The sequence below is a fragment of the Microbacterium sp. Au-Mic1 genome, assembly GCF_021341785.1.
Taxonomy (GTDB): domain Bacteria; phylum Actinomycetota; class Actinomycetes; order Actinomycetales; family Microbacteriaceae; genus Microbacterium.
This window is the reverse complement of sequence record NZ_JAJTTF010000002.1, coordinates 78,032-100,491: the sequence shown is the minus strand read 5'-3', so window position 1 is coordinate 100,491 and position 22,460 is coordinate 78,032. Positions and strand designations below refer to the sequence as shown.

Below are 22,460 nucleotides of genomic sequence, written 5' to 3'. Positions count from 1 at the left end.
GGTCGGGCGCCTTAACTTTAGCTGTGAGTGTCCGCTACGCTCGCTCCATGGGCTCGGACCACTACTTCACTGCGGCCCCCGCCAGCCCCGAGAACCTCCGCAGGATCAGGGTGACCCTCGCGGGCCGAGAGATCGAACTCACCACCGCGGCCGGAGTCTTCAGCCCCGATCACGTGGATGTCGGAACCTCCGTGCTCCTCGCGAACACCCCGCCTCCGCCTCCCGGCGGGCATCTGCTCGATCTCGGGTGCGGCTGGGGTCCGATCTCGCTGTCGCTCGCCCTCGCCGCACCGCACGCGACCGTGTGGGCGGTGGATGTGAACGAGCGGGCACTGGATCTCGTCCGCCGCAACGCCGCGGAACTCGGTCTCGAAAACGTCAACGCCGTCACCCCCGACGATGTTCCCGATGACGTGAGCTTCCGCTCGATTCGATCCAACCCGCCCATCCGCGTCGGCAAGAGCGAGTTGCACGATCTGCTCGAGCGGTGGATCCCGCGGCTGGACGAACGTGCGGACGGATGGTTCGTGGTGAGCCGCAATCTCGGAGCCGACTCCCTGCAGCGTTGGCTCGCGACCACGTTCGACGACGGCTACAGCGTCTACCGTGCGACCACGGGCCGCGGGTTCCGCGTGCTGAAGGTCCGTCGGCACGGCACGCCCCGCACCGACGCGATCGCGCTGCCGTAACGCCGCAGCCGACCACGGCCTCGCCGCCGGTGCGCGGTCGGCCTGGTCCGAGCCGTGTCAGGACGGTCGGTCTCAGGCGAGCTCGATCTCGCCGGAGAAGGCGAGCTGGGCCGGTCCCGAGAGGAACGCGTGCTCGCCGCCAGCTCCGGGCTCCATGGTCACTCGGAGTGTTCCGCCCGGGACCTCCACGAGCCACTCGTCGGGAGCGCCCGCGCCGGCCCAGTGCCGCACGGCGAGAGCCGTGGCCACCACGCCGGTGCCGCAGCTGAGGGTCTCCCCCACGCCGCGCTCGAACACGCGCATGCGCACCCGGCCGACGCCGTCCTGCACGAGCGGTTCCGCCGGCACGACGAACTCGACGTTCGCGCCGTGCTCGGGCATCGGCGCGAGTTCTGGACCGTGCGTGAGCTCGAGTCCGTCCAGCTCGGCGTCGGACGCGATCGCGACCACCACATGCGGGTTGCCGACGTCGATGCCGAGCCCCGGGCGGGGAACGCTCAGACCCGTCGCGCGGGCGAGCGGGTCGTCGCCGGAGAGTCGCCAGCCGCCGATGTCGACGCGGTAGCCCTCGGCGCTGCGTGTGACCTCCCGTACCCCGGCGCGCGTGCCGATCGCGAGCGATCCGCCCTCGTCGAGCTCGGCGAGCCCGGTGCGCAGCAGGTAGTGCGCGAACACCCTGACCCCGTTGCCGCACATCTCGGCGACGGACCCGTCGGCGTTGCGGTAGTCCATGAACCATTCGGCGGCCGGATCCTCGGCGAGCGCGGCCGTCCCCTCGGGAAGGGCCGCGGAGCGCACCACCCGCAGCAGGCCGTCCGCGCCGATGCCGAAATGACGGTCGCAAAGGGCGGCGACCTGGTCGGCGCCGACGTCGAGGGCACCGTCGGGGTCGGCGATGATGACGAAGTCGTTGCCCGTGCCATGCCCCTTGGTGAATGCGACCATGCCTCGATTCTAGGGGCGGCGCTTCGGCGCCTGCTGCGTGGACCACCCCGCCGTGCCGTCGTCCGGCGCCGCTCTGCCAGGAGCGGATCCGCCCCCGGCAGATCCGATGGCGCGGCCGCCGCCGCCGGACGCAGGCTGAGGTCATGACCGATGACATGCCCCGCAACCTCTTCGACGCCGACACGCGGCGGATGCTGTTCGCGCGCCGGGTGCTCGTGCTCGACGGTGCGCTCGACGACGACAACGGCGTGCTGCTCATGACCCAGCTGCTCGCCCTCGCCGCTGAGGATCCGGAGGCCGACATCACCCTCTGGATCCACTCCCCCGGCGGATCCGTTCCCGCCATGCTCGCGATCCGCGACCTCATGCGCACGGTGCCGTGCGACGTGTCCACGATCGCCTTCGGGCTCGCCTGCAGCGCCGGCCAGTTCCTGCTCTCGGCCGGGACGAAGGGCAAGCGCCGGGCATTGCCGCACAGCCGGATCCTGCTGCATCAGGGATCCGCGGGCATCGGCGGCACCGCCGTCGACGTCGCACTGCAGGCCGCAGATCTGCGGCACACACGGGACACCGTGCTGGGGCTCATCGCCGAGGACACCGGGCAGAGCATCGACCGCGTCTTCGAGGACTCGCTGCACGACCGCTGGTACAGCGCCGAGGAGGCCCTCGCCTACGGATTCATCGACGAGATCACCGCGGACTTCGCCGCGGTCCTGCCTCGTCCCACCCGCCGGAGCATCGGCCTGACCGCAGAAGGAGCCTGACCATGGCCTCATTCCTCGTCCCCAACGTCATCGCGACCTCGCCCCGCGGCGATCGCGTGCTGGACGTCTATTCGCATCTGCTCGCCGAGCGGGTGATCTACCTCGGGACGCCGCTGGACGCCGACGTCGCCAACGTCCTCGTGGCGCAGCTGCTGCACCTCGACGCCACGGGCAGCGACCGGGACATCCAGCTCTACATCAACTGCGAGGGCGGGGATCCCAGCGCCATGCTCGCGGTCTACGACACCATGCGCTTCATCCGCTCGGACGTGGCGACGTTCTGCATCGGCCAGGCCGTGTCGGTCGGCGCCGTGCTTCTGGCGGCGGGCGCCGCCGGCAAGCGCGCCGCACTCCCGCACGCACGGGTGATCCTGCATCAGCCCGCGGCGCAGGGCCGCGGCACGATCCCGGATCTGATCCTGCAGGCCGACGAGGTCGTGCGCGTGCGCGACAGCCTGGAGCAGATCCTCGTCGCGCACTCGGGGCAGAGCGCCGAGCGGCTGCGCACCGACACGGATCGCGACCTCGTGCTCACGGCGGACGCCGCGCGCGCGTACGGACTCGTGGATCAGGTCGTGACGCAGGCTCCTCCGAGCGTGCCCTCCACTGCGGCGGGACCCGCTCAGGCGGCCAGCGCGTAGGCGGCGCGCACGGGCTGCGCGGGCTGCCGGACCGGCGCCGCCGAGCCCATCGTGATCCGTTCGGCGACGCCCAGGGTGAGATCGAGCAGAGTGAGATCGAGAGCCCCGGACACCGCGGCGAGCATCTCACTCGACGCCTCCTTGCGCCCCCGCTCCATCTCCGACAGGTACTGCGGCGAGACGCCCGCACGCTGGGCGGTCTCGACGAGTGTCTCGCCACGGTCCCTGCGGGCATCGCGCAGCAGCTCTCCCACGACGCTCCGCCAGAGTCGCTCGGGCTCGCCGCCCTGGCTCTTGCGAGGCTCGTGCGCGGACGTGGGATCGGTACGGGCGGTGTCAGAGGTGGCGGTCATGGCGCCATGCTAGGCACGCCGCTTCCGCGGATGCGACCGGATCCGCTCTGAGCAGAATCCCGCGTGAGTCCCTCCGGAAGATGGGTGAGTTCCCCGATCCGGGATGCGTCCTCGCGCGGTGGAATCGAAGAGCGGAACACCTCCGCGCCCTCACGAAAGGAAACGCTCATGGCGCTCTACATGGATGTCCATACGCTCGACGGGCCCGTGGCGATGGCCGACGTCGCTGCAGCGCACGCCGCGGATCTGGCCACGCAGGATCAGCACGGCGTGCACTACCTCCGGTACTGGGTCGACGAGTCCGCGGGCAAGATCTTCTGCCTGGTCGACGCCCCCGATGCGGAGGCCGCGAACACGGTGCACCGCGAGGCGCACGGTCTCGTCGCCGACGAGATCCATCTCGTCAGCGAGGGTGTCTGAGCGGTTGAATGGAGACGTGCTCGTCGAACGGGATGCCCTCCTGGCCGAGCTCGTCACCGATCTCGACGACGCGCTCGCGGGATCCGGTCATGTCGTCTTCCTGGGCGGCGAGGCCGGAGTCGGCAAGACGGCTCTGGTGCGCGCACTCGCACGGATCGCACGCCCGCGCTGCGGCGTGCGGATCGGCGGCGCTGACAACATCACGACGCCGGGAGCGCTCGGCGCGTTCCAGGATGCGATACCCGAGATCGGGCCTTCCGTCGCCGCCGGCGGGGATCGGATCCGGTTGTTCCGCGAACTCCGGGATCTGATCGCCGCCGCTCCCGTGCTGCTGGTGCTCGAGGACCTGCACTGGGCCGATGAGGCGACCCTGGACGCGCTCCGCTATCTCGCGCGGCGCATCGAGACGGCCCCCGTGCTCCTGGTCGTGACCTATCGGCATGATGAGGTCACTGCCCGCCATCCGCTCACCTCGCTGCTCGGCGATCTCGCCACGGCGACGGAGGTGCGCCGGCTGCTCGTGCCGCCGCTGACGGTCGACGGGGTTGCGCGACTCGTCGCGGACTCGGGCGACGCCGTGGACCCGACGGCGCTCCATCTGCGCACCGGAGGGAACGCCTTCTTCGTCACGGAGAGCCTCGCGATCGGCGGTGTGGCGCTGCCCGCCACGGTGAGCGACGCGATCCTCGCCCGCGTCGCCCGGCTGACTCCCGCCGCCCAGGACGTGGTGGCGGCCGCGGCGATCCTGGGTGCAGGCGCCGATGCCGACCTGCTCGCGCGCATCGCCGCGCAGGCGCTGGACGCCGTCGACGAATGCGCGGACGCGGGCGTGCTGATCGAGATCGACGGCTCCCTGGGGTTCCGTCATGAACTCGCACGAGAGGCCGTCGAACAGAGCCTCTCAGCCGTGCGCCGTCGGCAGTTGCACGGACGTGCGCTGCGCGCCCTCGCCGAACGGACCCCGGAGGACCATCGCACTCTCGCGCATCACGCCGTGGGCTGCGGCGACGAAACGGCCGCGATGGCGCACGCGGTCGCCGCCGCGGAGAGGGCCGCGCACGGCAGCGCCCACCGGGAGGCGGCGGAGCACTACCGCCTCGCCGTGCGGCACAGCAGCAGCGCCGCCGAGCGGGCAGCGCTGTTCGTCGCACTGTCCTACGAGTGCTACCTGACCGACCAGCTGCCGGAGGCGCTCACCGCGCGGCAGCAGGCGCTCGAGCTGCACGAGCTGGTGGGAGACACGCGTCGTCTCGGTGACGACGAGCGGTGGCTCTCGCGGCTCTCCTGGTTCTCCGGGCACGGGAAGGATGCGCAACGGTACGGTCTGCGCGCCGTCACGACCCTGGAGCAGCTGCCACCGGGGGTGGAACTCGCCTGGGCGTACAGCAACTACGCACAGCTGCGGATGCTCGCCGAGGAGGCCGAAGAGGTCGAGTTCTGGGGGCGCAAGGCGCTCCGACTCGCCCGCACCCTGGGCAGCCAGGACATCGAGAGCCACGCGCTCAACAATCTCGGAACGGCGGAACTCCAGTCCGGCCATGTGGAGCAGGGGCAGCGGGATCTGGCCCACAGCCTCGACATCGCGCGAGCCGCCGATCTTCCCGAGCACGTGGCGCGGGCGTACACGAACCTCGGCTCGTCGGCGGTGCTGCAGAAGCGCTTCGCCGATGCTCATGCGGCTCTGGGCGCGGGGATCGCGTTCTGCGAGGACCGCGACCTCGACTCCTGGGCCTGCTACATGACGGCGTGCCTCAGCCTCGCACTGGCCGATGAGGGCCGCTTCGACGAGGCGCTGGCCGCCGCCGACTCGCTGCTGGACCACGCCGGCACGGCCCCCGTCTCCCTCATGCCCGCCGCAGGGGCCGCCGCCCGTGTGCTGGCCCGACGCGGCGCCGACGCGACGCCGAGGCTGGCGCTCGCCCAGCGCCTGGCGGCGGAGGCGGGCGAGCTGCAGCGCCTCGCCCCCGCGGTGTGCGCCGCCGCCGAGCACGCCTGGCTCACCGGTGATGCCGGGGCCATCGATGCGCTGACGGCATCGACGTGGGAGCTCGCCCTCGCGCATGACGAGGAATGGGCCACCGGAGAACTCGCATGGTGGCGGATGCTCGGCGGGGCGCCCTTCGCCGCGGATCGGGTGGCGGAGCCGTTCGCACTCATGCTGACCGGCGATACCCGTGCGGTGAGAGCGTGGACCGAGCGCGGCTGCCCGGTGTGGGCCGCCTACGCGGCGATGCTCGATCCCGATATCGCCGTCGTCGACCAGGCCGTGCGCACGCTCGACGGGCTCGGCGCGGCAGCGGCGATCGAGGCGATTCTGCGCACCCGGCACGACCGCGGGCTCGCACTGCCGCGCCGACCCCGTGCGCAGGCCCGCGGCAACCCCGCCCAGCTCACGGCACGGGAGCTCGAGGTGCTCGGCCTGCTCGGCGAGGGTCTGTCGACCCCGGAGATCGCCGAGCGGTTGATCCTGTCCCGGCGCACGGTCGAGCATCACATCGCCGCAGTGCTCCGCAAGCTCGGCGAGCCGACCCGCGGGCGTGCGGTCGCCGCAGCGTCCCGGCGGGGTCTGCTGCCGGTGTGACACCGTCGGGCAGGCGGTCCGGCGGGCGCTCAGACCCGGGGCTCTCGGGCCGATCAGACGTCGTGGATGAGGCGCTTGCCGGTGTTGCCGACTTCGAAACGCTCATAGCCGAGTGCGTCGTAGAAGCCGAGCACCTGTTCGTTCCCGACCCGCACCATCAGCTGCACCTTGGGGCAGCCCATCGCGAGCAGGAGCCGCTCGGCCTCCAGGACGAGCGCGCGGCCGATGCCGTCACCCCGTCGATCCGAGGCGCTGGCGAGGTAGTACAGCCAGCCGCGGTGGCCGTCGTAACCTGCCATCACGGATCCGACGATCCGTGCCGCGTGGCCCCCACCCGTCCGCTCCTGCGTGCGCTCCTCGGCGACGAGGAACAGCTCGGGCTGCACCTCGAGCTTGCGCTCGATGTCGGCGCGCGGGTCGTTCCACGGGCGGGTCAGTCCCGCATCCTCCCAGAGGGCGACGACGGCATCGGTGTCATCCCGGTCGAAGGCCCTGATCGTGAATCCGGTGGTCATGCGCGTTCCTCCAGGATGTTCTCCAGATCGATCGGCGCGAGCGCGTCGAGCCATTCCGCCTCGGCGTAGCGGCGGAACCACGAGACCTGGCGTCGTGCGTATCGGCGGGTGAGGGCCTGCGTCTCGGCGATCGCCTCCTCCTGCGTCAGCGCGCCGGTCAGCTGGGACAGCGCCTGTGCGTAGCCGATCGCTCGGCGCGCCGTGACGCCTTGCTCGAGTCCGGCCTCCCGCAGACGCTTGACCTCGGCCAGCATGCCCTGCTCCCACATGCGCTCCACGCGCCGGTCGAGGCGCTCGACCAGCGCAGCGCGCTCGGCGCCCAGCGCCAGCACGCGTGTGCGCGGGTGCCACAGCACCGGCTGCTCGGGCAGCGCGGCGCCATGAGTCCGCTCCCCCTGCGCGAGCACCTCGAGCGCCCGCACGATGCGGCGGCCGTTCTTCGGATCGATCCGTGCGGCGGTCGCCGGATCCTGCTGCTGCAGGCGTGCGAGCAGAGGCCCGGGGCCGTCCTGATCCAACTCCGCCTCGAGTCGCGCGCGCAGCGCGTCATCCCGCGGTGGGAAGCGGAAGTCGTACAGCACGCTGGAGACGTAGAGTCCGGATCCGCCCACGAGGATCGCATCCGCACCGCCGGCATGGATCTGCTCGATCGCGGCGCGCGCGTGCGGCTGGTACCAGGCCACCGCCGCGTCCTCAGTGACGTCGAGCACGTCGAAGAGGCGATGCGGAATCCCCCGCCGCTCTGCGGCGGGGAGTTTGGCGGTGCCGATGTCCATGCCGCGATAGAGCTGCATCGCATCCGCGTTGACGACCTCCGCGCGACGCCCGCGCGACGCCAGCGCCTGCGCGAGGTCGAGCGACAGGTCGCTCTTGCCTGTGCCGGTCGCACCCACGATCGCCCACAGACGCGGGGCGGTGCCGGCGGGTCCTTGGCGCCCCGCGCCTCCCTCCGGCCGGCGCTTCGCGCTGCCCGGAGCCTCTGAGGCGCGCGGGCCAGGCTCAGGGACCGACCCGGCTCCCGGTGTGCTCACACTCCGGCGCGGAGCGTCGGCAGTCCCAACGACACCGCTCGAGGCGCCCCGGCGGCTGCGGGAACGGCCGGCACCGCGCACGATTCGGACTGCGCGCGGTCCCAGGCGTCACCGCCGCGGGTGCGCCGGATCCGCAGCGGCGCGCCGTCAGGTGCATCCGCGAGCAGGTGGAAGGGCGCCGCGTGCGTGATGGTGACGGACACCACGTCGCCGGGGCGCGGCCGGTCCGAGCCCTCCGGCAGCTCGAAGTGCACCAGCCGGTTGTCCTGCGCGCGCCCGGTGAGCCGGTGCGTCTCCGCGTCCTTCTTGCCCTCGCCGACGGAGACCACGACCTCGACCTCACGGCCGAGCTGCTTCTGGTTCTCCTCCAGCGAGATGCGCTCCTGCAGCGCGATGAGGCGCTCGTACCGCGCCTGAACGATCTCCTTGGGTACCTGGTCTGCCATGGTCGCGGCGGGGGTGCCCTCGCGGATCGAGTACTGGAAGGTGAACGCACTCGCGAAGCGTGCCTGCTCCACGACGCGCATCGTGTCCTCGAAGTCCTCCTCGGTCTCGCCGGGGAAGCCGACGATGATGTCGGTGGAGATGGCCGCGTTCGGGATCTTCGCGCGCACCCGGTCGAGGATGCCGAGGAACTTCTCGCTGCGGTACGAGCGGCGCATCGCGCGCAGGATCCGGTCGCTGCCGGACTGCAGTGGCATGTGCAGCTGCGGCATGACGCTCGGTGTCTCCGCCATCGCGTCGATCACGTCGTCGGTGAACGCTGCAGGGTGCGGGCTCGTGAAGCGGATCCGCTCGAGCCCCTCGATCTCGCCCGCCGCGCGCAGCAGTTTGCCGAACGCCTCGCGGTCACCGAACTCGACGCCGTAGGAGTTCACGTTCTGACCGAGCAGGGTCACTTCGATCGCCCCGTCTTCGACGAGGAGGCGGATCTCGTTGAGGATGTCGCCGGGCCGGCGGTCCTTCTCCTTACCGCGCAGGCTGGGCACGATGCAGAAGGTGCAGGTGTTGTTGCAGCCCACCGAGATCGAGACCCAGCCGCTGTGGGCCGAATCCCGACGCGTCGGCAGCGTGGACGGGAAGACCTCGAGTGCCTCGAGGATCTCGAGCTCGGCCTCGCCGTTGTGGCGTGCGCGCTCGAGCAGACCGGGCAACGACCCCATGTTGTGGGTGCCGAAGACCACATCGACCCAGGGCGCCTTGTCGAGCACCGCCTGCTTGTCCATCTGCGCCAGGCAGCCGCCGACGGCGATCTGCATCCCGGCGTGCTTGTCCTTGCGGCTCTTCAGGTGCCCGAGGGTGCCGTACAGCTTTCCTGCGGCGTTGTCGCGCACGGCGCACGTGTTGATGATGACGATGTCGGCCTCGTCGTCCGCGGCGGCGCGGACGTAACCGGCGCTCTCCAGCGAACCCGACAGACGCTCGGAGTCGTGCACGTTCATCTGGCATCCGAAGGTGCGCACCTCGTACGTGCGCCGCTGCCCGGCCTCATCGAGCGCCGCGGCGGAGGGCGCGATGAGCGTGGGCTCTGAGAGGGGAATGGTCATAGTGCCTGCCATTCTACTTTCGCCTGGCGGGAAAAGGCCCCGCCGTCCGGCGCGGAGATTCCGGCGGGTATTCCGGACTCTGCGCCTGGCCGACGGCGTCAGCTCTCCTCGAACCGCACCCGCCCGACGCCCGAACCGCGCTGCGTCTCGCGCCAGGCCGTGCGTGCCGCCGTCAGCGCGACACTCCCGCCGTAACCGCGACGGGACAGCTGCCCGACGAGGCGCCGGATCGCTGTGTCCTCGTCGTAGCGGCGCAGACCCGCCACCTTGGACCGCACGTAGTCGAGTGCCCGTTCGGCATCGTCGTCATCCAGAACCGACAGCGCCTCATCAGCGATCTCCCGCGGAATCCCGCGCTGACTGAGCGTGCGCGCTATCGCCACACGTCCCTGACCCTTGCGCTCGGAACCCGCGGTCACGAGGAGCTCGGCAAGGGATGCGTCGTCGAGATACCCGCGCTGCTCGAACTGCTCGATGAGGAGCGTGCGCTCGTCAGCCGGAACGCCGTTCTCGCGCAGGACGTCGCGTGCTTCCGTGCTCGAGAGCTGCTTGGAGCGGAGCTTCCGCACCAGCAGCTCGCTCGCCTCGGCGAGCGGATCGCCCGATGTCGAGGCGTCCCCGGTCCCGTGACGGCCGATGGCCCGCAGCCCTCGCCGACCAGGAGAGGATGCCGTGCGATCGGAAACCCCTGTGTCTTCCGGCGCCAGCGCGGCAGCGGCAGGATGCCGGGAGCTGGGACCGCGACGCTCGGCCGCGGACTCCTCGGCCCAGGTCGACCGCCACTCCGCCTCGGTGGACGGCGCGGCCGACACCGGGGCCGAGGGGCGCGACCGCTCGGACCCCTCGGGCCCGGCCGTCGCACCACGGCCGCCGAACAGCGGGATCACCGGGGCGAGGCGGCCTTCCTCGGACGCCGCCCCGCCCCTCTCGTCACTCACGTCTCACTCCGGCCGCTGAGCGTCGTCGAGACGCATGTCAGGCCGGACGCCGCTGGGCGAGCTCATCGGCCGCCCCCGCAGCGGGAGCCGCCGCACCGCCGATGCCGAGCTTCTGCTTGATCTGCGTCTCGATCGTCTCGGCGATGTCGGGGTTCTTGAGCAGGAAGTTGCGCGCGTTCTCCTTGCCCTGGCCGAGCTGGTCGCCGTCATAGGTGTACCAGGCACCGGACTTCTTCACGATGCCGTGGTCGACGCCGAAGTCGATCAGGCTGCCCTCGCGGGAGATGCCGACGCCGTAGAGGATGTCGAACTCGGCCTGCTTGAACGGCGGGGCCATCTTGTTCTTCACGACCTTGACCCTGGTGCGGTTTCCGACCGCCTCCGTGCCGTCCTTCAGCGTCTCGATGCGGCGGATGTCGAGACGGACCGACGCGTAGAACTTCAGCGCCTTGCCGCCCGCGGTGGTCTCCGGAGAACCGAAGAACACGCCGATCTTCTCGCGCAGCTGGTTGATGAAGATCATCGTGGTGTTGGTCTGGTTCAGGCCACCCGTGAGCTTTCGCAGTGCCTGTGACATCAGTCGAGCCTGCAGGCCGACGTGCGAGTCGCCCATCTCGCCCTCGATCTCCGCGCGCGGCACCAGAGCGGCCACGGAGTCGATGACGATGAGATCGATGGCGCCCGAGCGCACCAGCATGTCGGCGATCTCGAGCGCCTGCTCACCGGTGTCCGGCTGGGAGACCAGCAGCGCGTCGATGTCGACGCCGAGCTTCTTGGCGTACTCGGGGTCGAGGGCGTGCTCCGCGTCAACGAACGCGGCGATGCCGCCGGCGCGCTGGGCGTTGGCGATCGCGTGCAGAGTCAGCGTGGTCTTACCCGAGGACTCCGGGCCGTAGATCTCGACGATGCGACCACGCGGCAGCCCGCCGACGCCGAGCGCGACGTCGAGCGCGATGGAGCCGGTGGGGATGACCGCAACAGGGGCGCGCTCATCACTGCCCAGCCGCATGACCGAGCCCTTTCCGAACTGCTTGTCGATCTGGGCGAGGGCGGTCTCGAGGGACTTCTCGCGGTCTGCGGGAGAGGGCATGACGTGCTCCTTCGTGGTCGTGAACTGCCGCCTGTAGGCTGTCGCGGCCGCCCCGGCTGGGGCGAGCTCTCCGACAAGGCGTATGACCTCGTGGTCATGTCGAACACGCTAGGAGGAGCCACCGACATTCGGTCGGAGTCCCCGCGAACGGTTCAGAATCTGCTCACGAGATCATCTGTGCAGGACGATACGCGCATCTCGAACATGTCTTCGACGACACGCCGATGAGATCACGAAGCGGATCGAACACCGGACGATCGGACCGGACCGGACTCAGCGCCGCCGGGGCTCCAGACGCCCCGCGCCGTACCGCCGCGACTCGGGCACGTCCAGCTCCGCGCACAGCGCCAGCCAAACATCCCGCGGGGGCACCCCCGCTTCCATGGCCTGCGCGGCCGTGCGACCGCCGACGGCCCTCAGTACGAGATCCGCGACGAGGGCGCCACCGCGTGATCCGAACTCTGCATCGACCGCTCGGAGGAACTCGCTACGTCGCATCCGTCAGCGCAGCGACAGCTCGGACTCGACCGACGCCACCAGTTCGTCAGGAACGACATCCGGGATGACCTGCAGCCCCTCGAGCTCGGCGATCCGATCGCCGACCTCGCGCATGATGGTGGAGATGGGCACGTCGAGCGCCTCGGCCACGGAGGCGAGGATCTCGCTGGAGGCTTCCTTCTGTCCGCGCTCGACCTCACTGAGATACCCGAGCGCGACGGACGCCTTGCCTGCGACCTGGCGGAGCGTGCGGCCCTTCTGCAGACGGAAGTCCCGCAGCACGTCACCGATCTCCTGTCGTACGAGAATCATCGGGACCTCCTCTCCCCCATCGCCCGGCCCCAAGCGCCGGATCGGATGGTCAGTCTAACCCGACCTGTCGGGATCGACACTACTGTTTCGTTCTGTGCATTGAATGTGAGCACACTCGACTCAACTTCGTGGAGAAGCACTCTATTCCCGGTCGTCCCGAGCCGGCTCGCCAGCATCGATCCCGTTCCCGGTGACCGCCGCGAGGATCACCCCGAGGGCCGCCTGGACCGTCGCCGCACGGATGGCGGATCGGTCCCCGTCGAACATGAACGCGTGCCCGGTCGTGCGATCCGCCACGCTCACTCCGATGTGCACCGTGCCGACCTTCTGACCGCCCTGCGCAGTGGGCCCCGCGACGCCTGTCGTCGAGACGCCGACGTCCGCCGCGCGCCCGTCCACGGCCAGCGCCGCGCGGACACCGGACGCCATCTGCTGCGCGACCTCCGGATCCACGGGGCCGTGCGCGGCGAGCAGCGCCGGGTCGACACCCAGGACGGAGGCCTTGATCGGAGTCGCGTAGGCGACGACCGCGCCGTTGAGCACGTCCGACGCCCCCGGGATCGCCACGAGTGCCGCCGACAGCGCGCCGCCTGTGAGCGATTCGGCGACGGCCAGCGTCATCCCGCGCTCCCGCAGCGCATCGAGGGCGGCAGCCGCGGCGCGATGCGTGGCATCGGACATCAGGACGTCGCACCTCGGTCTGCGCGGGATCCACGCACCTGCGCAACGACGTAGTCGATGCCGCTCAGGATCGTCAGGATGAGGGCGATCACCATCAGCACGGTGGTCGTGATCGACCACACCGGCATTCCGATCCAGACATGCAGCGGCAGCAGCGCCCAGGACAGGGCGACGGCCTGCACCGTCGTCTTGATCTTGCCCATCCATGCAGCGGCGACGACGTGCTCCTTGACGATCATGAAGCGGTGCACGGTGATGCCCCACTCCCGCACCAGGATGACGAGCACGAGCCACCACCACACCTCGCCGAGGATCGCGAGGCCGATGAAGCCCGCTCCGGTGAGCAGCTTGTCGGCGATCGGATCCCAGAGCTTGCCGAAGTCGCTGACCAGGTCGTACTTGCGGGCCAGATAGCCGTCCACCCAGTCGGTCGAGATCGCCAGGATGAACAGCCCCGCCGCGACCCACCTCAGTGCGGGCTGCGCCGCTCCGTCCGTGCCTCCCAGCAGCAGGAGCACGAAGAAGACGACGGCGAGCGGGATGCGGGCGACCGTGATCGCGTTCGGCAGCTGGCGCGGAATCGACATCAGTCGCGCCCCGTCAGGCCCCAGGCGTCCTCGTCGGGCTCCGCTTCGACCTCGGGAAGCCCGCGGTACTGCGCCTCGAGCGGATCCTCACCGTAGCGGTCGTCGGTGCCGTAGGACGGCGCAGGCATCGGGGCGGCAGGACGCGGCGGCATCACGGCTGCGGGCATCGGCGCGGCGGCCGCCGGTGCAGGAGGTGCAGGAGCGGACGGCGCATCGTCGCCGCGCAACTTGGCCAGCACCCCGGGCAGCTGCTCGGGAGTGACCAGGACGTCGCGCGCCTTGGACCCCTCGGACGGGCCGACGATCTCGCGCGACTCGAGCAGATCCATGAGCCGGCCCGCCTTGGCGAAGCCGACCCGCAGCTTGCGCTGCAGCATCGACGTGGAGCCGAACTGCGAGGAGACGATGAGCTCAGCGGCGGCGAGGAGCAGCTCGAGGTCGTCGCCGATGTCCTCGTCGACCTCCTTCTTCTTGCCCTCGACGGCCTCGGCCACGTCGGGCCGGTACTCCGGGCGCGCCTGTCCGGTCACGTGCTTGACGACCGCGTCGATCTCGCTCTCGTCGACCCACGCGCCCTGCAGGCGGAACGGCTTGGAGGAGCCCATCGGCGAGAACAGCGCGTCGCCCTGTCCGATCAGCTTGTCGGCGCCGGGGCTGTCCAGGATCACCCGGCTGTCGGTGACGCTGGTCACGGCGAACGCGAGGCGGGACGGCACGTTGGCCTTGATGAGACCGGTGACGACGTCGACGCTCGGGCGCTGGGTCGCGAGCACCAGGTGGATCCCGCTCGCGCGGGCGAGCTGCGTGATGCGGACGATCGAGTCCTCCACATCGCGCGGCGCGACCATCATCAGGTCCGCGAGCTCGTCGACCACGACGAGCAGGTAGGGGTAGGGCTTGAGCACGCGCTCGCTGCCCGGGGGCACGACCACCTCGCCGGCGCGCACCGCGCGATTGAAGTCGTCGATGTGGCGGAAGCCGAACGACGCGAGGTCGTCGTACCGCATGTCCATCTCCTTCACGACCCACTGCAGTGCCTCTGCGGCCTTCTTGGGGTTCGTGATGATGGGCGTGATCAGGTGCGGGACGCCGGCGTAGCTGGTGAGTTCCACGCGCTTGGGGTCGATCAGCACCATGCGCACGTCGGCGGGGCGGGCGCGCATGAGCAGGCTCGTGATCATCGAGTTCACGAAGCTCGACTTGCCGGATCCGGTCGATCCGGCCACCAGGAGGTGAGGCATCTTCGCGAGGTTGGCGACGACGAAGTTGCCGCCGACGTCCTTGCCGACGCCGATCGTCAGCGGATGCGTGCTCTTCTGCGCCGCGGCCGAGCGCAGCACGTCGCCGAGCGCCACGGTCTCGCGGTCGGCGTTCGGGATCTCGATGCCGATCGCGCTCTTGCCGGGGATCGGCGAGAGGATCCGCACGTCGTTCGATGCGACCGCATACGCGAAGTTGTTGCTCAGCTGCAGGATCTTCTCGACCTTGACGCCGTGACCGACCTCGACCTCGTACTGGGTCACTGTCGGTCCCCGCGAGAAGCCGGTCACCTTCGCGTCGACGTTGAACTGCGTGAGCACGTTCGTGATCTGCTCGACCACGCGGTCGTTCGCCTCGGAGCGGGCGACCGAAGGCGGGCCCGCCTTCAGCGCACCCGGCGACGGCAGGATGTAGGGGGCCGCCGGCGCCTGCAGTCCGTCCTTGCCCGGGCCGTCCGTGCCGAAGCCGTCGAATCCGGCCAGCTCGAGCTCGCCCGTGTCGCCGTCGTCGAGCAGCGCCGTGCTCTGCTGCTCCGCCAGGGAGTCGGCGACGGCGCGCACGTCGGTGAGGACCTCGGTGGCCGCGTCGTACGGATCCTCGTCCTTGATGACGGCCTGGTCGTATGCGGTCGCCTGCACCACGGTGGGGGTGTCGTCCTGCGCCGTGAGCAGCTCGGTGAGGTCCTGCGAGCCGAGCCCGCCATCCGGATCCTCTTCGCGACCGGTCTTGTTCCGCCGCCACCAGGGCAGCACGTCCGGGTCGTCGACCTTGTCCGCCTCGTCGACGGCTGCTGCTTCCTCCACGGCGGCGCTCTTCGGGGCGCGCTCGGCGTCGAACATCCACGCATACAGGTCGCCCAGTCGCTGCCCGATGCGGTTCGGCGGCGTCTTGGTGAGGATCAGCACGCTGAGCGCCGCCAGCAGCGACAGCACGATGTAGGCGGGGATCGAGGTCAGGTAGCTGAGCGGCTGACCCAGCAGCCAGCCGAACAGACCTCCCGCGGCGCTGAGCGCGACCATGCCCTGTCGCGGCTGCGGCATTCCGCCGGCGACGTGGCAGAAGCCCGCCAGGGTGATCACGAACAGCCCGAAGCCGATCCCGATGCGCCCGTTGTCGTGCACGGAAGACGGATGGCGGAACAGCCAGCCGGCCAGGAGCAGCAGCAGCACGGGCATGATGAACGCGGCACGGCCGATCAGGGCGCCCACGGAGTAGGCGCTGATGTTCGACGCGACCGTGTTGCCGATGAAGAACCACTCGTTCACGGCGCCTGCCACCGCGAGCAGCACCAGCAGGAACGGGAAGCCGTCGCGGCGCTGGTCCTTCTCCAGCGTCTCCAGGCCGAAGGCGCGGAAGAGACCGCCGACGCCGTGCGCGAGGCCGGTCCAGGCGCGCACCATCACGGGCGGCTTGTCGGGCTCGTCGACGTACTTCCTCGGGGCGGGCGCGGCCTTGGCGGAACTGCGCGGCTTCGCCCCGGACGTGGAGCGACTGCGCGTCGAGGGCTTCTCGGCCGCGCTCTTGGTCGCATTCGAACTCCTGGGCATGTGTCCACGCTACGGCCGCACGCCGACAAAGGCCCGCAATGACGCGGCTTTCCGCGGGATTGCGGGCCTTGGAGGCCGTCGGCGATGCTAGATCACGCCTCGATGACGAGCGGCACGATCATGGGGCGGCGGCGCAGCTTCTGGTTCACCCAGCGGCCGATCGTGCGGCGCACGATCTGCGACAGCGCGTGGTTGTCGCGCACGCCGTTGCCGGCGGCTTCCTTGAGAGCGGCGATGATCTTCGGCGCCACGTCGTCGAAGACGGAGTCGTCCTCCGCGACGCCTCGGGCGTGGATCTCCGGCCCCGAGATGATGCGCCCCGTCGTGGAGTCGACCACGACGATGACGGACACGAAGCCCTCCTCGCCGAGGATGCGCCTGTCCTTCAGGTCCGCATCGGTGATCTCGCCGACCGTCGAGCCGTCGACGTAGACGAATCCGATGTCGAGCTGTCCCGCCACACGGGCGACGCCGTCCTTCAGGTCGATCACGGTGCCGTTGGAGCCCAGGATCGTGCGCTCCTCGGGGATCCCGGTGTCCTGTGCGAGCTTCGCGTTCGCCATCAGGTGACGGTACTCGCCGTGGACGGGGAGGACGTTCTTCGGCTTCAGGATGTTGTAGCAGTACAGCAGCTCGCCGGCCGCCGCGTGTCCCGAGACGTGCACCCGGGCGTTCGCCTTGTGCACGACGTTCGCGCCGAGCTTGGTGAGCCCGTCGATGACGCGGTACACGGCGTTCTCGTTGCCCGGGATGAGGCTCGACGCCAGGATCACGGTGTCGCCCGGTCCGGGCTCGATAGCGTGGTCGAGGTTCGCCATGCGGCTCAGCACAGCCATCGGCTCCCCCTGGGATCCGGTGGACATGTAAACGATCTTGTCCTCGGGGAGGTCGCGCGCCTTCTTGTAGTCGATCAGCACGCCGTCCGGCACCTTGAGGTAGCCGAGCTGCTCCGCGATCGTCATGTTGCGCACCATCGAACGTCCGAGGAACGCCACTCGGCGCCCATGCGCGTGCGCAGCGTCGATGACCTGCTGAACCCGGTGCACGTGGCTGGAGAAGCTCGCGACGATGACGCGGCGCGGCGCCTTGCCGATGACCTGGTCGAGCACCGGCCCGATCGAACGCTCGGTGGGCGTGAAGCCGGGCACGTCGGCGTTGGTGGAGTCGACGAGGAACAGGTCCACGCCCTCCTCGCCGAGGCGCGAGAACGCGCGCAGATCGGTGATGCGCCCGTCCAGCGGCAGCTGGTCCATCTTGAAGTCGCCAGTCGCGAGGACCATGCCCGCGGGCGTGCGGATCGCCACGGCGAGCGCGTCGGGGATCGAGTGGTTCACGGCCACGAACTCGAGGTCGAACGGGCCGACCTTCTCGCGCTGGCCCTCCTTCACCGTGAGCGTGAAGGGCTTGATCCGGTGCTCCTTGAGCTTGGCCTCGACGAGCGCCAGGGTCAGTCCGGATCCGATCAGCGGGATGTCGCCCTTGAGTCGCAGCAGGTACGGGACGGCGCCGATGTGGTCCTCATGGCCATGCGTGAGCACGACGCCCACGATGTCGTCGAGCCGGTCCTTGATGGGCTCGAAGTCGGGCAGGATCAGGTCGACGCCGGGCTGGTGCTCTTCCGGGAACAGCACGCCGCAGTCGACGACGAGCAGCTTGCCGTCGTATTCGAAGACCGTCATGTTGCGGCCGACCTCCCCGAGTCCGCCCAAGGGCGTGACGCGAAGAGTGCCGGGAGCGAGCGCTTCGGGCTCGGCGAGGGGAATGGTCATGTGGTGCCTCCTAGGCGGGGCGCGCTGCGCGCCCGATGTTCGTGGTTCCCCTGCCGGGCCGGGCGGGATCCGTCCGCGCCTTTCGCGCTGATCCGTCCCGTTCCGGTCCGATGCTCATCGGTCAGGCCCTCAACGGGTCGTGCCGTGCACCTTGGGGAGGGCGCCGCCGGCGGCGGCATTGCGATCGGGGCGGAAGTCGGAGAAATCCGCACCCGGGATGTCCTTGACGAGCGCGAGCTCGTCCTCGATGAGGGCGGCCTCCCACTCCTCCGGCCCCACCAGGGGCAGGCGGACGCGGGGGCTCGTGATGCGGCCGAGGCCGTGCAGGATGTACTTCGCGGACACGGTGCCCGGCACGTGCGTCATCGCGGCGCGGACGAGCGGCTCCAGGCGCTGGTGCTCGGCGGTCGCCGCGGCGAGGTCGCCCCGGTTCACCGCATCGACGATCGCCCGATACGGCGCCGAGGTGATGTTCGCAGTGACGCCGATGAGGCCGGTGGCGCCGATCGAGAGGTGCGGGAGCACGTTCGAGTCGTCGCCGGAGAAATACATCAGGTCGGTCTGGTTGAGCACCCGGCTGACCTCGGAGAAGTCGCCCTTGGCATCCTTCACGGCGAGGATGTTGGGGTGCTTGGCGAGGCGCAGGATCGTCTCGTACTTGATCGGCACACCGGTGCGACCGGGGATGTCGTAGAGGATCACCGGGAGGTCGGTGGCGTCCGCGACGAGGCGGAAATGCGTGAGGATACCGGCCTGGGTGGGCTTGTTGTAGTACGGCGTGACGATCATGATGCCGTCGGCGCCGGCCTTCTCGCTGGCCTTGTAGAGCTCGATCGCGTGCGCGGTCTCGTTGGATCCGCCGCCGGTGATGATCTTGGCGCGCCCCGCGGCGACGTCCTTGCCGACCTCGACGAGGCGCAGCTTCTCGGCGTCGGTGAGCGTCGAGGTCTCCCCCGTCGTCCCGGTGACGACGATGCCGTCGGCGCCGTCCGAGATGACGCGATCCATGTGCTTCTCGACGGAGGGCCAGTCGACCTCGCCGTCGGCCGTCATCGGAGTGATGAGGGCGACGAGCACCTGTCCGAAGGGATTGCCCGTATGCGTCATGCGTCCAGCGTAATGGTTCGCGCGACGCTCACGCGGTCGCGGTGACCCTGATGACGTCGCCACGGGCCAGATCGACACGGGGCTTGAGCAGCAGGCCTGCCATGGAGCCCGCCGGCGCCTCGGTCGCCTTCCGGCGGAACATCTCGATGCCCGTGACGGTGCTGACGCCGATCTCGGTGGCGCCCCGGAGCACCGCCACCCGGTCCCCGACGCGCATCGTGCCCGTCGCGGTCTTCCCCGTGGCGACCTGGCCGCGCCCGGTGATCGTGAAGACGTCCTCGACGGCGAACTCGGCGACGCCGATACCGCTCGCGACCGGCTGCGCGGCCGAGGTGATACCCGTGCTCGGCGCGATTCCCGCGGCGGCGAGACGCGCGGCTTCCTGAGCGTTGTACTGCCGGAGCATCTCATTCGCGTCCAGCGGATCCTTCTTCTTACCGAACCAGCCCATGGCCTCGAGCCTACGGGGACCCGCGATTAGGCTCGCGCATATGGCCTGGCAGACGCGGGAATCGCGCATCGTCTACGACAACCGCTGGATCTCGGTGCGCGAGGACCGGGTCTCCGGCCCGGCCGGTGACGGGATCTACGGCGTGGTCACTCTGAAGAACGCGGCGGTGTTCGTCGTGGCTCTCGATGAGCAGGATCGGGTGTGCCTGGTCACGATCGACCGGTACACCACCGGGCGTTCGGTCGAGGTGCCGGCCGGCGGCACGGACGGGGAGGATCCGCTGGTCGCCGCACGCCGCGAGCTGCGTGAGGAGACCGGGCTCGAGGCGGACGAGTGGACGCCGATCGGCACGATGAACGCGCTCAACGGCGTGACCGTCGCTCCTGAGCACGTGTTCCTCGCCCGCGGGCTGCGCCAGACCGGCGACAGCGCGCACACGCAGGCCGAGGAGGGCATCGACGAGATCGCGTGGGTGCCCTTCGCCGACGCGCTCACGATGGTCGCCGACGGGCGGATCACCGACGGCGAGACCGTCGCCGCCCTGGCGTACGCCGGCATTCGGCTGGGTCGGTTCGTCTGAGCCGGGGCAGGCTCACATGCGGCCGCGACGGGCGATGCGCGTGCTGAGCGAGCGCGGAACCAGCCGCGAAACCGCGATCATCGCCTTGTAGCGCAGTGACGGGATCACCACGGATCTGCCGCGGGCGGCGGCGCGAAGGCCCTGGCGCACGACGAAGGGCGCATCCAGCCACATGAAAGACGGCACGCCCTCCTCACCGGCGGCGAGCCCCATCCGAGCATGGAAGGTGGTGTGCACGAATCCCGGGCAGAGCGCGGTGACCGTGACCCCGTCGTTCGCGTATTCGTCGTTCGCCCAGCGGCTGAATCCGATGACCCACGCCTTGCAGGCCGAGTAGGTCGACCGGGAGATGAAGCCCGCCGACGAGGCGACGTTGATGATCCGCCCCCCGCGACCGCGCATCAACCCGAGCGCGGCGTGCATGAGCCGCATCGGCGCCTCGACGAGCACCCGCAGATGGCGCACCTCATCCGCGACGTCGTTGTCCGCGAAATGGAGCGGAAGACCGAAGCCGGCGTTGTTCACGAGCATGTCGATCGGGCGGTCGGCATCGGCGACCCGTCGCGCGACGCGGTCCACGTCCTGGTCCACCGCGAGGTCGGCGACGAGCACCTCGACCGCGATGCCGTGCCGCGAGCGGAGATCCGCGGCGAGCGCCTGCAGCGCCTCCTCCGAACGGGCGACCAGCACCAGGTCGGCACCGCGGCCGGCGAGCTGGCGGGCGAACTCCGCGCCGATTCCGGCGCTGGCACCCGTGATGAGAGCGGTGGGCATGGGGATCCTCTCGTCGAGTGCGCGTCGTGGTCAGCGCTGGTAGCCGAGGAAGCGGTAGCGGATCCCGGTCCTGCTGGTCTGCCACTCGCCTTCGGAGACCACGCGGAAACCGTCGCGCGAAGGGCCGAAGGCGTCTCCGGGCACGTCCAGGTCGAGCTCGGTCACCTCCAGGCGGTCGGCCTCGCCGATCACCTCGCGGAAGATCTCCCCGCCCCCGATCACCCAGGCCTCGTCGAGCCCGGCGAGCGCATCGGCGATCGACCCCGCTCTGCGCGCACCGTCGGCGGCCCAATCAGCTTGTCGCGTGATCACGATGTTCTCGCGGCCGGGCAGCGGGCGGAACCGCTCGGGCAGCGACTCCCAGGTGCGCCGCCCCATCACCACGGGCGCGCCCAGGGTGATCTCCTTGAAGTGCGCGAGATCCTCCGGCACGTGCCACGGCATCGTTCCGCCCGCGCCGATCACTCCGCCCTGCGCCTCGGCCCAGATCAGTCCGATCCGGGTCATACCGCGACCGCCGCCCGGATCGCCGGGTGGTGCTGATAGTCCTCGACCACGAAGTCGTCGAACTCGTAGTCGAAGATCGACTCCGGCTTCCGCGTGATCCGCAGGGTGGGGTACGGGTACGGCTCGCGGGTGAGCTGCTCCCGCACCTGCGCGACGTGGTTGTCGTAGATGTGGCAGTCACCACCGGTCCACACGAAGTCGCCCGGCTCGAGGCCGGTCTGCTGCGCCACCATGAGCGTGAGCAGCGCATACGAGGCGATGTTGAACGGCACCCCGAGGAACAGGTCGGCGCTGCGCTGGTAGAGCTGGCAGGACAGCTTGCCGTCCGCGACGTAGAACTGGAACAGCGCGTGGCAGGGCGCGAGCGCCATGTCCGGAATGTCGGCCGGGTTCCACGCAGACACGATGATGCGGCGGGAGTCCGGCGAATTCCGGATCTGATCGATCACCTGCTGCAGCTGGTCGATGTGGCCCCCGTCCGGCGTGGGCCAGGAGCGCCACTGCACGCCGTAGACCGGGCCGAGATCGCCGTCGGCGTCCGCCCACTCGTCCCAGATGGTGACGCCGTTCTCCTGCAGCCAGCGCACGTTCGAGTCGCCGCGCAGGAACCACAGCAGCTCGTAGGCGATCGACTTGAAGTGCACGCGCTTGGTCGTGATGAGCGGGAAGCCCTGCGACAGGTCGAAGCGGATCTGCCGGCCGAACACGCTGGTCGTGCCCGTGCCCGTGCGATCGTCCTTGTGCGTGCCGGTCGCGAGCACATCGCGGAGCAGGTCTTCGTACGGCGTGGGGATCGCGGCGCTCATGGCTTTCAGCGTACCGGCGCCCGCCGCCCTGCGGGCCGCCCGCCGGCTCGGAGGCCGGGAGCCCGCT

Annotated in this window: 24 protein-coding genes; 6 read left to right on the top strand and 18 right to left on the bottom strand. The window is 70.2% G+C overall.

Annotation, left to right across the window (positions count from 1 at the left end):
• Positions 1 to 47: 47 nt before the first annotated feature.
• Positions 48 to 689, top strand: coding sequence for a class I SAM-dependent methyltransferase (locus LXM50_RS03020; RefSeq protein WP_233309702.1), 642 nt, complete (start codon positions 48 to 50; stop codon positions 687 to 689).
• A 72-nt stretch (positions 690 to 761) separates the two neighbouring features.
• Here the strand turns inward: LXM50_RS03020 and dapF are convergent, their stop codons facing one another.
• Positions 762 to 1,634, bottom strand: coding sequence for a diaminopimelate epimerase (gene dapF / locus LXM50_RS03015; RefSeq protein ID WP_233309701.1), 873 nt, complete (start codon positions 1,632 to 1,634; stop codon positions 762 to 764).
• Between the two features lie 143 nt (positions 1,635 to 1,777).
• Between dapF and LXM50_RS03010 the strand changes: the two genes are divergently transcribed.
• Both LXM50_RS03010 and LXM50_RS03005 read left to right on the top strand, forming a co-directional pair.
• Positions 1,778 to 2,398, top strand: coding sequence for a ClpP family protease (locus tag LXM50_RS03010; RefSeq protein ID WP_233309699.1), 621 nt, complete (start codon positions 1,778 to 1,780; stop codon positions 2,396 to 2,398).
• A 2-nt stretch (positions 2,399 to 2,400) separates the two neighbouring features.
• The gene (locus tag LXM50_RS03005) at positions 2,401 to 3,039 is read left to right on the top strand and encodes a ClpP family protease (RefSeq protein ID WP_233309698.1); all 639 of its coding nucleotides are present in this window, start codon (positions 2,401 to 2,403) and stop codon (positions 3,037 to 3,039) included.
• Here the strand turns inward: LXM50_RS03005 and LXM50_RS03000 are convergent.
• On the bottom strand, positions 3,021 to 3,392 hold the full coding sequence (locus LXM50_RS03000; protein ID WP_233309696.1) for a helix-turn-helix domain-containing protein: 372 nt from the start codon (positions 3,390 to 3,392) through the stop codon (positions 3,021 to 3,023). The genes LXM50_RS03005 and LXM50_RS03000 overlap by 19 nt on opposite strands.
• A 168-nt stretch (positions 3,393 to 3,560) precedes the next feature.
• Here LXM50_RS03000 and LXM50_RS02995 point away from each other — a divergent pair, with 168 nt between their 5' ends.
• Both LXM50_RS02995 and LXM50_RS02990 read left to right on the top strand, forming a co-directional pair.
• On the top strand, positions 3,561 to 3,812 hold the full coding sequence (locus tag LXM50_RS02995) for a DUF4242 domain-containing protein (protein WP_233309694.1): 252 nt from the start codon (positions 3,561 to 3,563) through the stop codon (positions 3,810 to 3,812).
• Between the two features lie 16 nt (positions 3,813 to 3,828).
• Positions 3,829 to 6,393, top strand: a complete 2,565-nt coding sequence (locus tag LXM50_RS02990) for an AAA family ATPase (RefSeq protein WP_233309692.1) — start codon at positions 3,829 to 3,831, stop codon at positions 6,391 to 6,393.
• Between the two features lie 53 nt (positions 6,394 to 6,446).
• On the opposite strand, the gene LXM50_RS02985 is transcribed toward LXM50_RS02990, so the two are convergent.
• From LXM50_RS02985 to LXM50_RS02925, 13 genes are all read right to left on the bottom strand, one after another.
• Complete coding sequence (locus LXM50_RS02985; RefSeq protein WP_233309690.1) at positions 6,447 to 6,908, bottom strand: GNAT family acetyltransferase; 462 nt, start codon at positions 6,906 to 6,908, stop codon at positions 6,447 to 6,449.
• Complete coding sequence (gene miaA / locus LXM50_RS02980; protein WP_233309689.1) at positions 6,905 to 7,801, bottom strand: tRNA (adenosine(37)-N6)-dimethylallyltransferase MiaA; 897 nt, start codon at positions 7,799 to 7,801, stop codon at positions 6,905 to 6,907. Before miaA ends, LXM50_RS02985 begins: the two co-directional genes overlap by 4 nt.
• A 134-nt stretch (positions 7,802 to 7,935) precedes the next feature.
• Positions 7,936 to 9,486 (bottom strand): tRNA (N6-isopentenyl adenosine(37)-C2)-methylthiotransferase MiaB, encoded by a 1,551-nt coding sequence (gene miaB / locus LXM50_RS02975; RefSeq protein ID WP_233309687.1) that lies wholly within the window; start codon positions 9,484 to 9,486, stop codon positions 7,936 to 7,938.
• A gap of 98 nt (positions 9,487 to 9,584) precedes the next feature.
• A complete protein-coding gene (locus LXM50_RS18665) occupies positions 9,585 to 10,424 on the bottom strand; it encodes a regulatory protein RecX (RefSeq protein WP_233309686.1) in 840 nt (279 codons plus the stop codon).
• A gap of 37 nt (positions 10,425 to 10,461) precedes the next feature.
• Positions 10,462 to 11,514: a recombinase RecA gene (recA, locus tag LXM50_RS02965; RefSeq protein WP_233309684.1), complete on the bottom strand. Its 1,053-nt coding sequence runs from the start codon at positions 11,512 to 11,514 to the stop codon at positions 10,462 to 10,464.
• Positions 11,515 to 11,787: 273 nt separating this feature from the next.
• Positions 11,788 to 12,012 carry a DUF3046 domain-containing protein gene (locus LXM50_RS02960; protein ID WP_233309683.1) on the bottom strand — a complete coding sequence of 75 codons (225 nt, stop codon included), beginning with the start codon at positions 12,010 to 12,012 and terminating at the stop codon, positions 11,788 to 11,790.
• A 3-nt stretch (positions 12,013 to 12,015) separates the two neighbouring features.
• Positions 12,016 to 12,324, bottom strand: coding sequence for a helix-turn-helix domain-containing protein (locus tag LXM50_RS02955; RefSeq protein ID WP_233309681.1), 309 nt, complete (start codon positions 12,322 to 12,324; stop codon positions 12,016 to 12,018).
• Between the two features lie 141 nt (positions 12,325 to 12,465).
• A complete protein-coding gene (locus tag LXM50_RS02950) occupies positions 12,466 to 13,005 on the bottom strand; it encodes a CinA family protein (protein WP_233309680.1) in 540 nt (179 codons plus the stop codon).
• Positions 13,005 to 13,592: a CDP-diacylglycerol--glycerol-3-phosphate 3-phosphatidyltransferase gene (pgsA, locus tag LXM50_RS02945; RefSeq protein ID WP_233309679.1), complete on the bottom strand. Its 588-nt coding sequence runs from the start codon at positions 13,590 to 13,592 to the stop codon at positions 13,005 to 13,007. The genes LXM50_RS02950 and pgsA overlap by 1 nt, the downstream gene beginning before the upstream one ends.
• Positions 13,592 to 16,399, bottom strand: coding sequence for a DNA translocase FtsK (locus LXM50_RS02940; protein ID WP_233309678.1), 2,808 nt, complete (start codon positions 16,397 to 16,399; stop codon positions 13,592 to 13,594). Before LXM50_RS02940 ends, pgsA begins: the two co-directional genes overlap by 1 nt.
• A 92-nt stretch (positions 16,400 to 16,491) precedes the next feature.
• Positions 16,492 to 18,168: a ribonuclease J gene (locus LXM50_RS02935; RefSeq protein WP_233309676.1), complete on the bottom strand. Its 1,677-nt coding sequence runs from the start codon at positions 18,166 to 18,168 to the stop codon at positions 16,492 to 16,494.
• A 129-nt stretch (positions 18,169 to 18,297) separates the two neighbouring features.
• Positions 18,298 to 19,275: a 4-hydroxy-tetrahydrodipicolinate synthase gene (gene dapA / locus LXM50_RS02930; protein WP_233309675.1), complete on the bottom strand. Its 978-nt coding sequence runs from the start codon at positions 19,273 to 19,275 to the stop codon at positions 18,298 to 18,300.
• Between the two features lie 28 nt (positions 19,276 to 19,303).
• On the bottom strand, positions 19,304 to 19,726 hold the full coding sequence (locus LXM50_RS02925; RefSeq protein ID WP_233309674.1) for an EF-Tu/IF-2/RF-3 family GTPase: 423 nt from the start codon (positions 19,724 to 19,726) through the stop codon (positions 19,304 to 19,306).
• Between the two features lie 40 nt (positions 19,727 to 19,766).
• Between LXM50_RS02925 and LXM50_RS02920 the strand changes: the two genes are divergently transcribed.
• Positions 19,767 to 20,306 carry an NUDIX hydrolase gene (locus tag LXM50_RS02920; protein ID WP_233309672.1) on the top strand — a complete coding sequence of 180 codons (540 nt, stop codon included), beginning with the start codon at positions 19,767 to 19,769 and terminating at the stop codon, positions 20,304 to 20,306.
• A 12-nt stretch (positions 20,307 to 20,318) separates the two neighbouring features.
• Here LXM50_RS02920 and LXM50_RS02915 read toward each other — a convergent pair whose 3' ends face one another.
• The 3 genes from LXM50_RS02915 to LXM50_RS02905 are packed head-to-tail and all read right to left on the bottom strand — an operon-like array spanning position 20,319 to position 22,393.
• Entirely contained in the window at positions 20,319 to 21,080 is a 762-nt protein-coding gene (locus LXM50_RS02915; RefSeq protein ID WP_233309669.1) for an SDR family oxidoreductase, read from the bottom strand.
• Positions 21,081 to 21,110: 30 nt separating this feature from the next.
• A complete protein-coding gene (locus LXM50_RS02910; protein WP_233309668.1) occupies positions 21,111 to 21,587 on the bottom strand; it encodes a dihydrofolate reductase in 477 nt (158 codons plus the stop codon).
• A complete protein-coding gene (locus tag LXM50_RS02905) occupies positions 21,584 to 22,393 on the bottom strand; it encodes a thymidylate synthase (protein ID WP_233309667.1) in 810 nt (269 codons plus the stop codon). The genes LXM50_RS02910 and LXM50_RS02905 overlap by 4 nt, the downstream gene beginning before the upstream one ends.
• Positions 22,394 to 22,460: the final 67 nt, after the last annotated feature.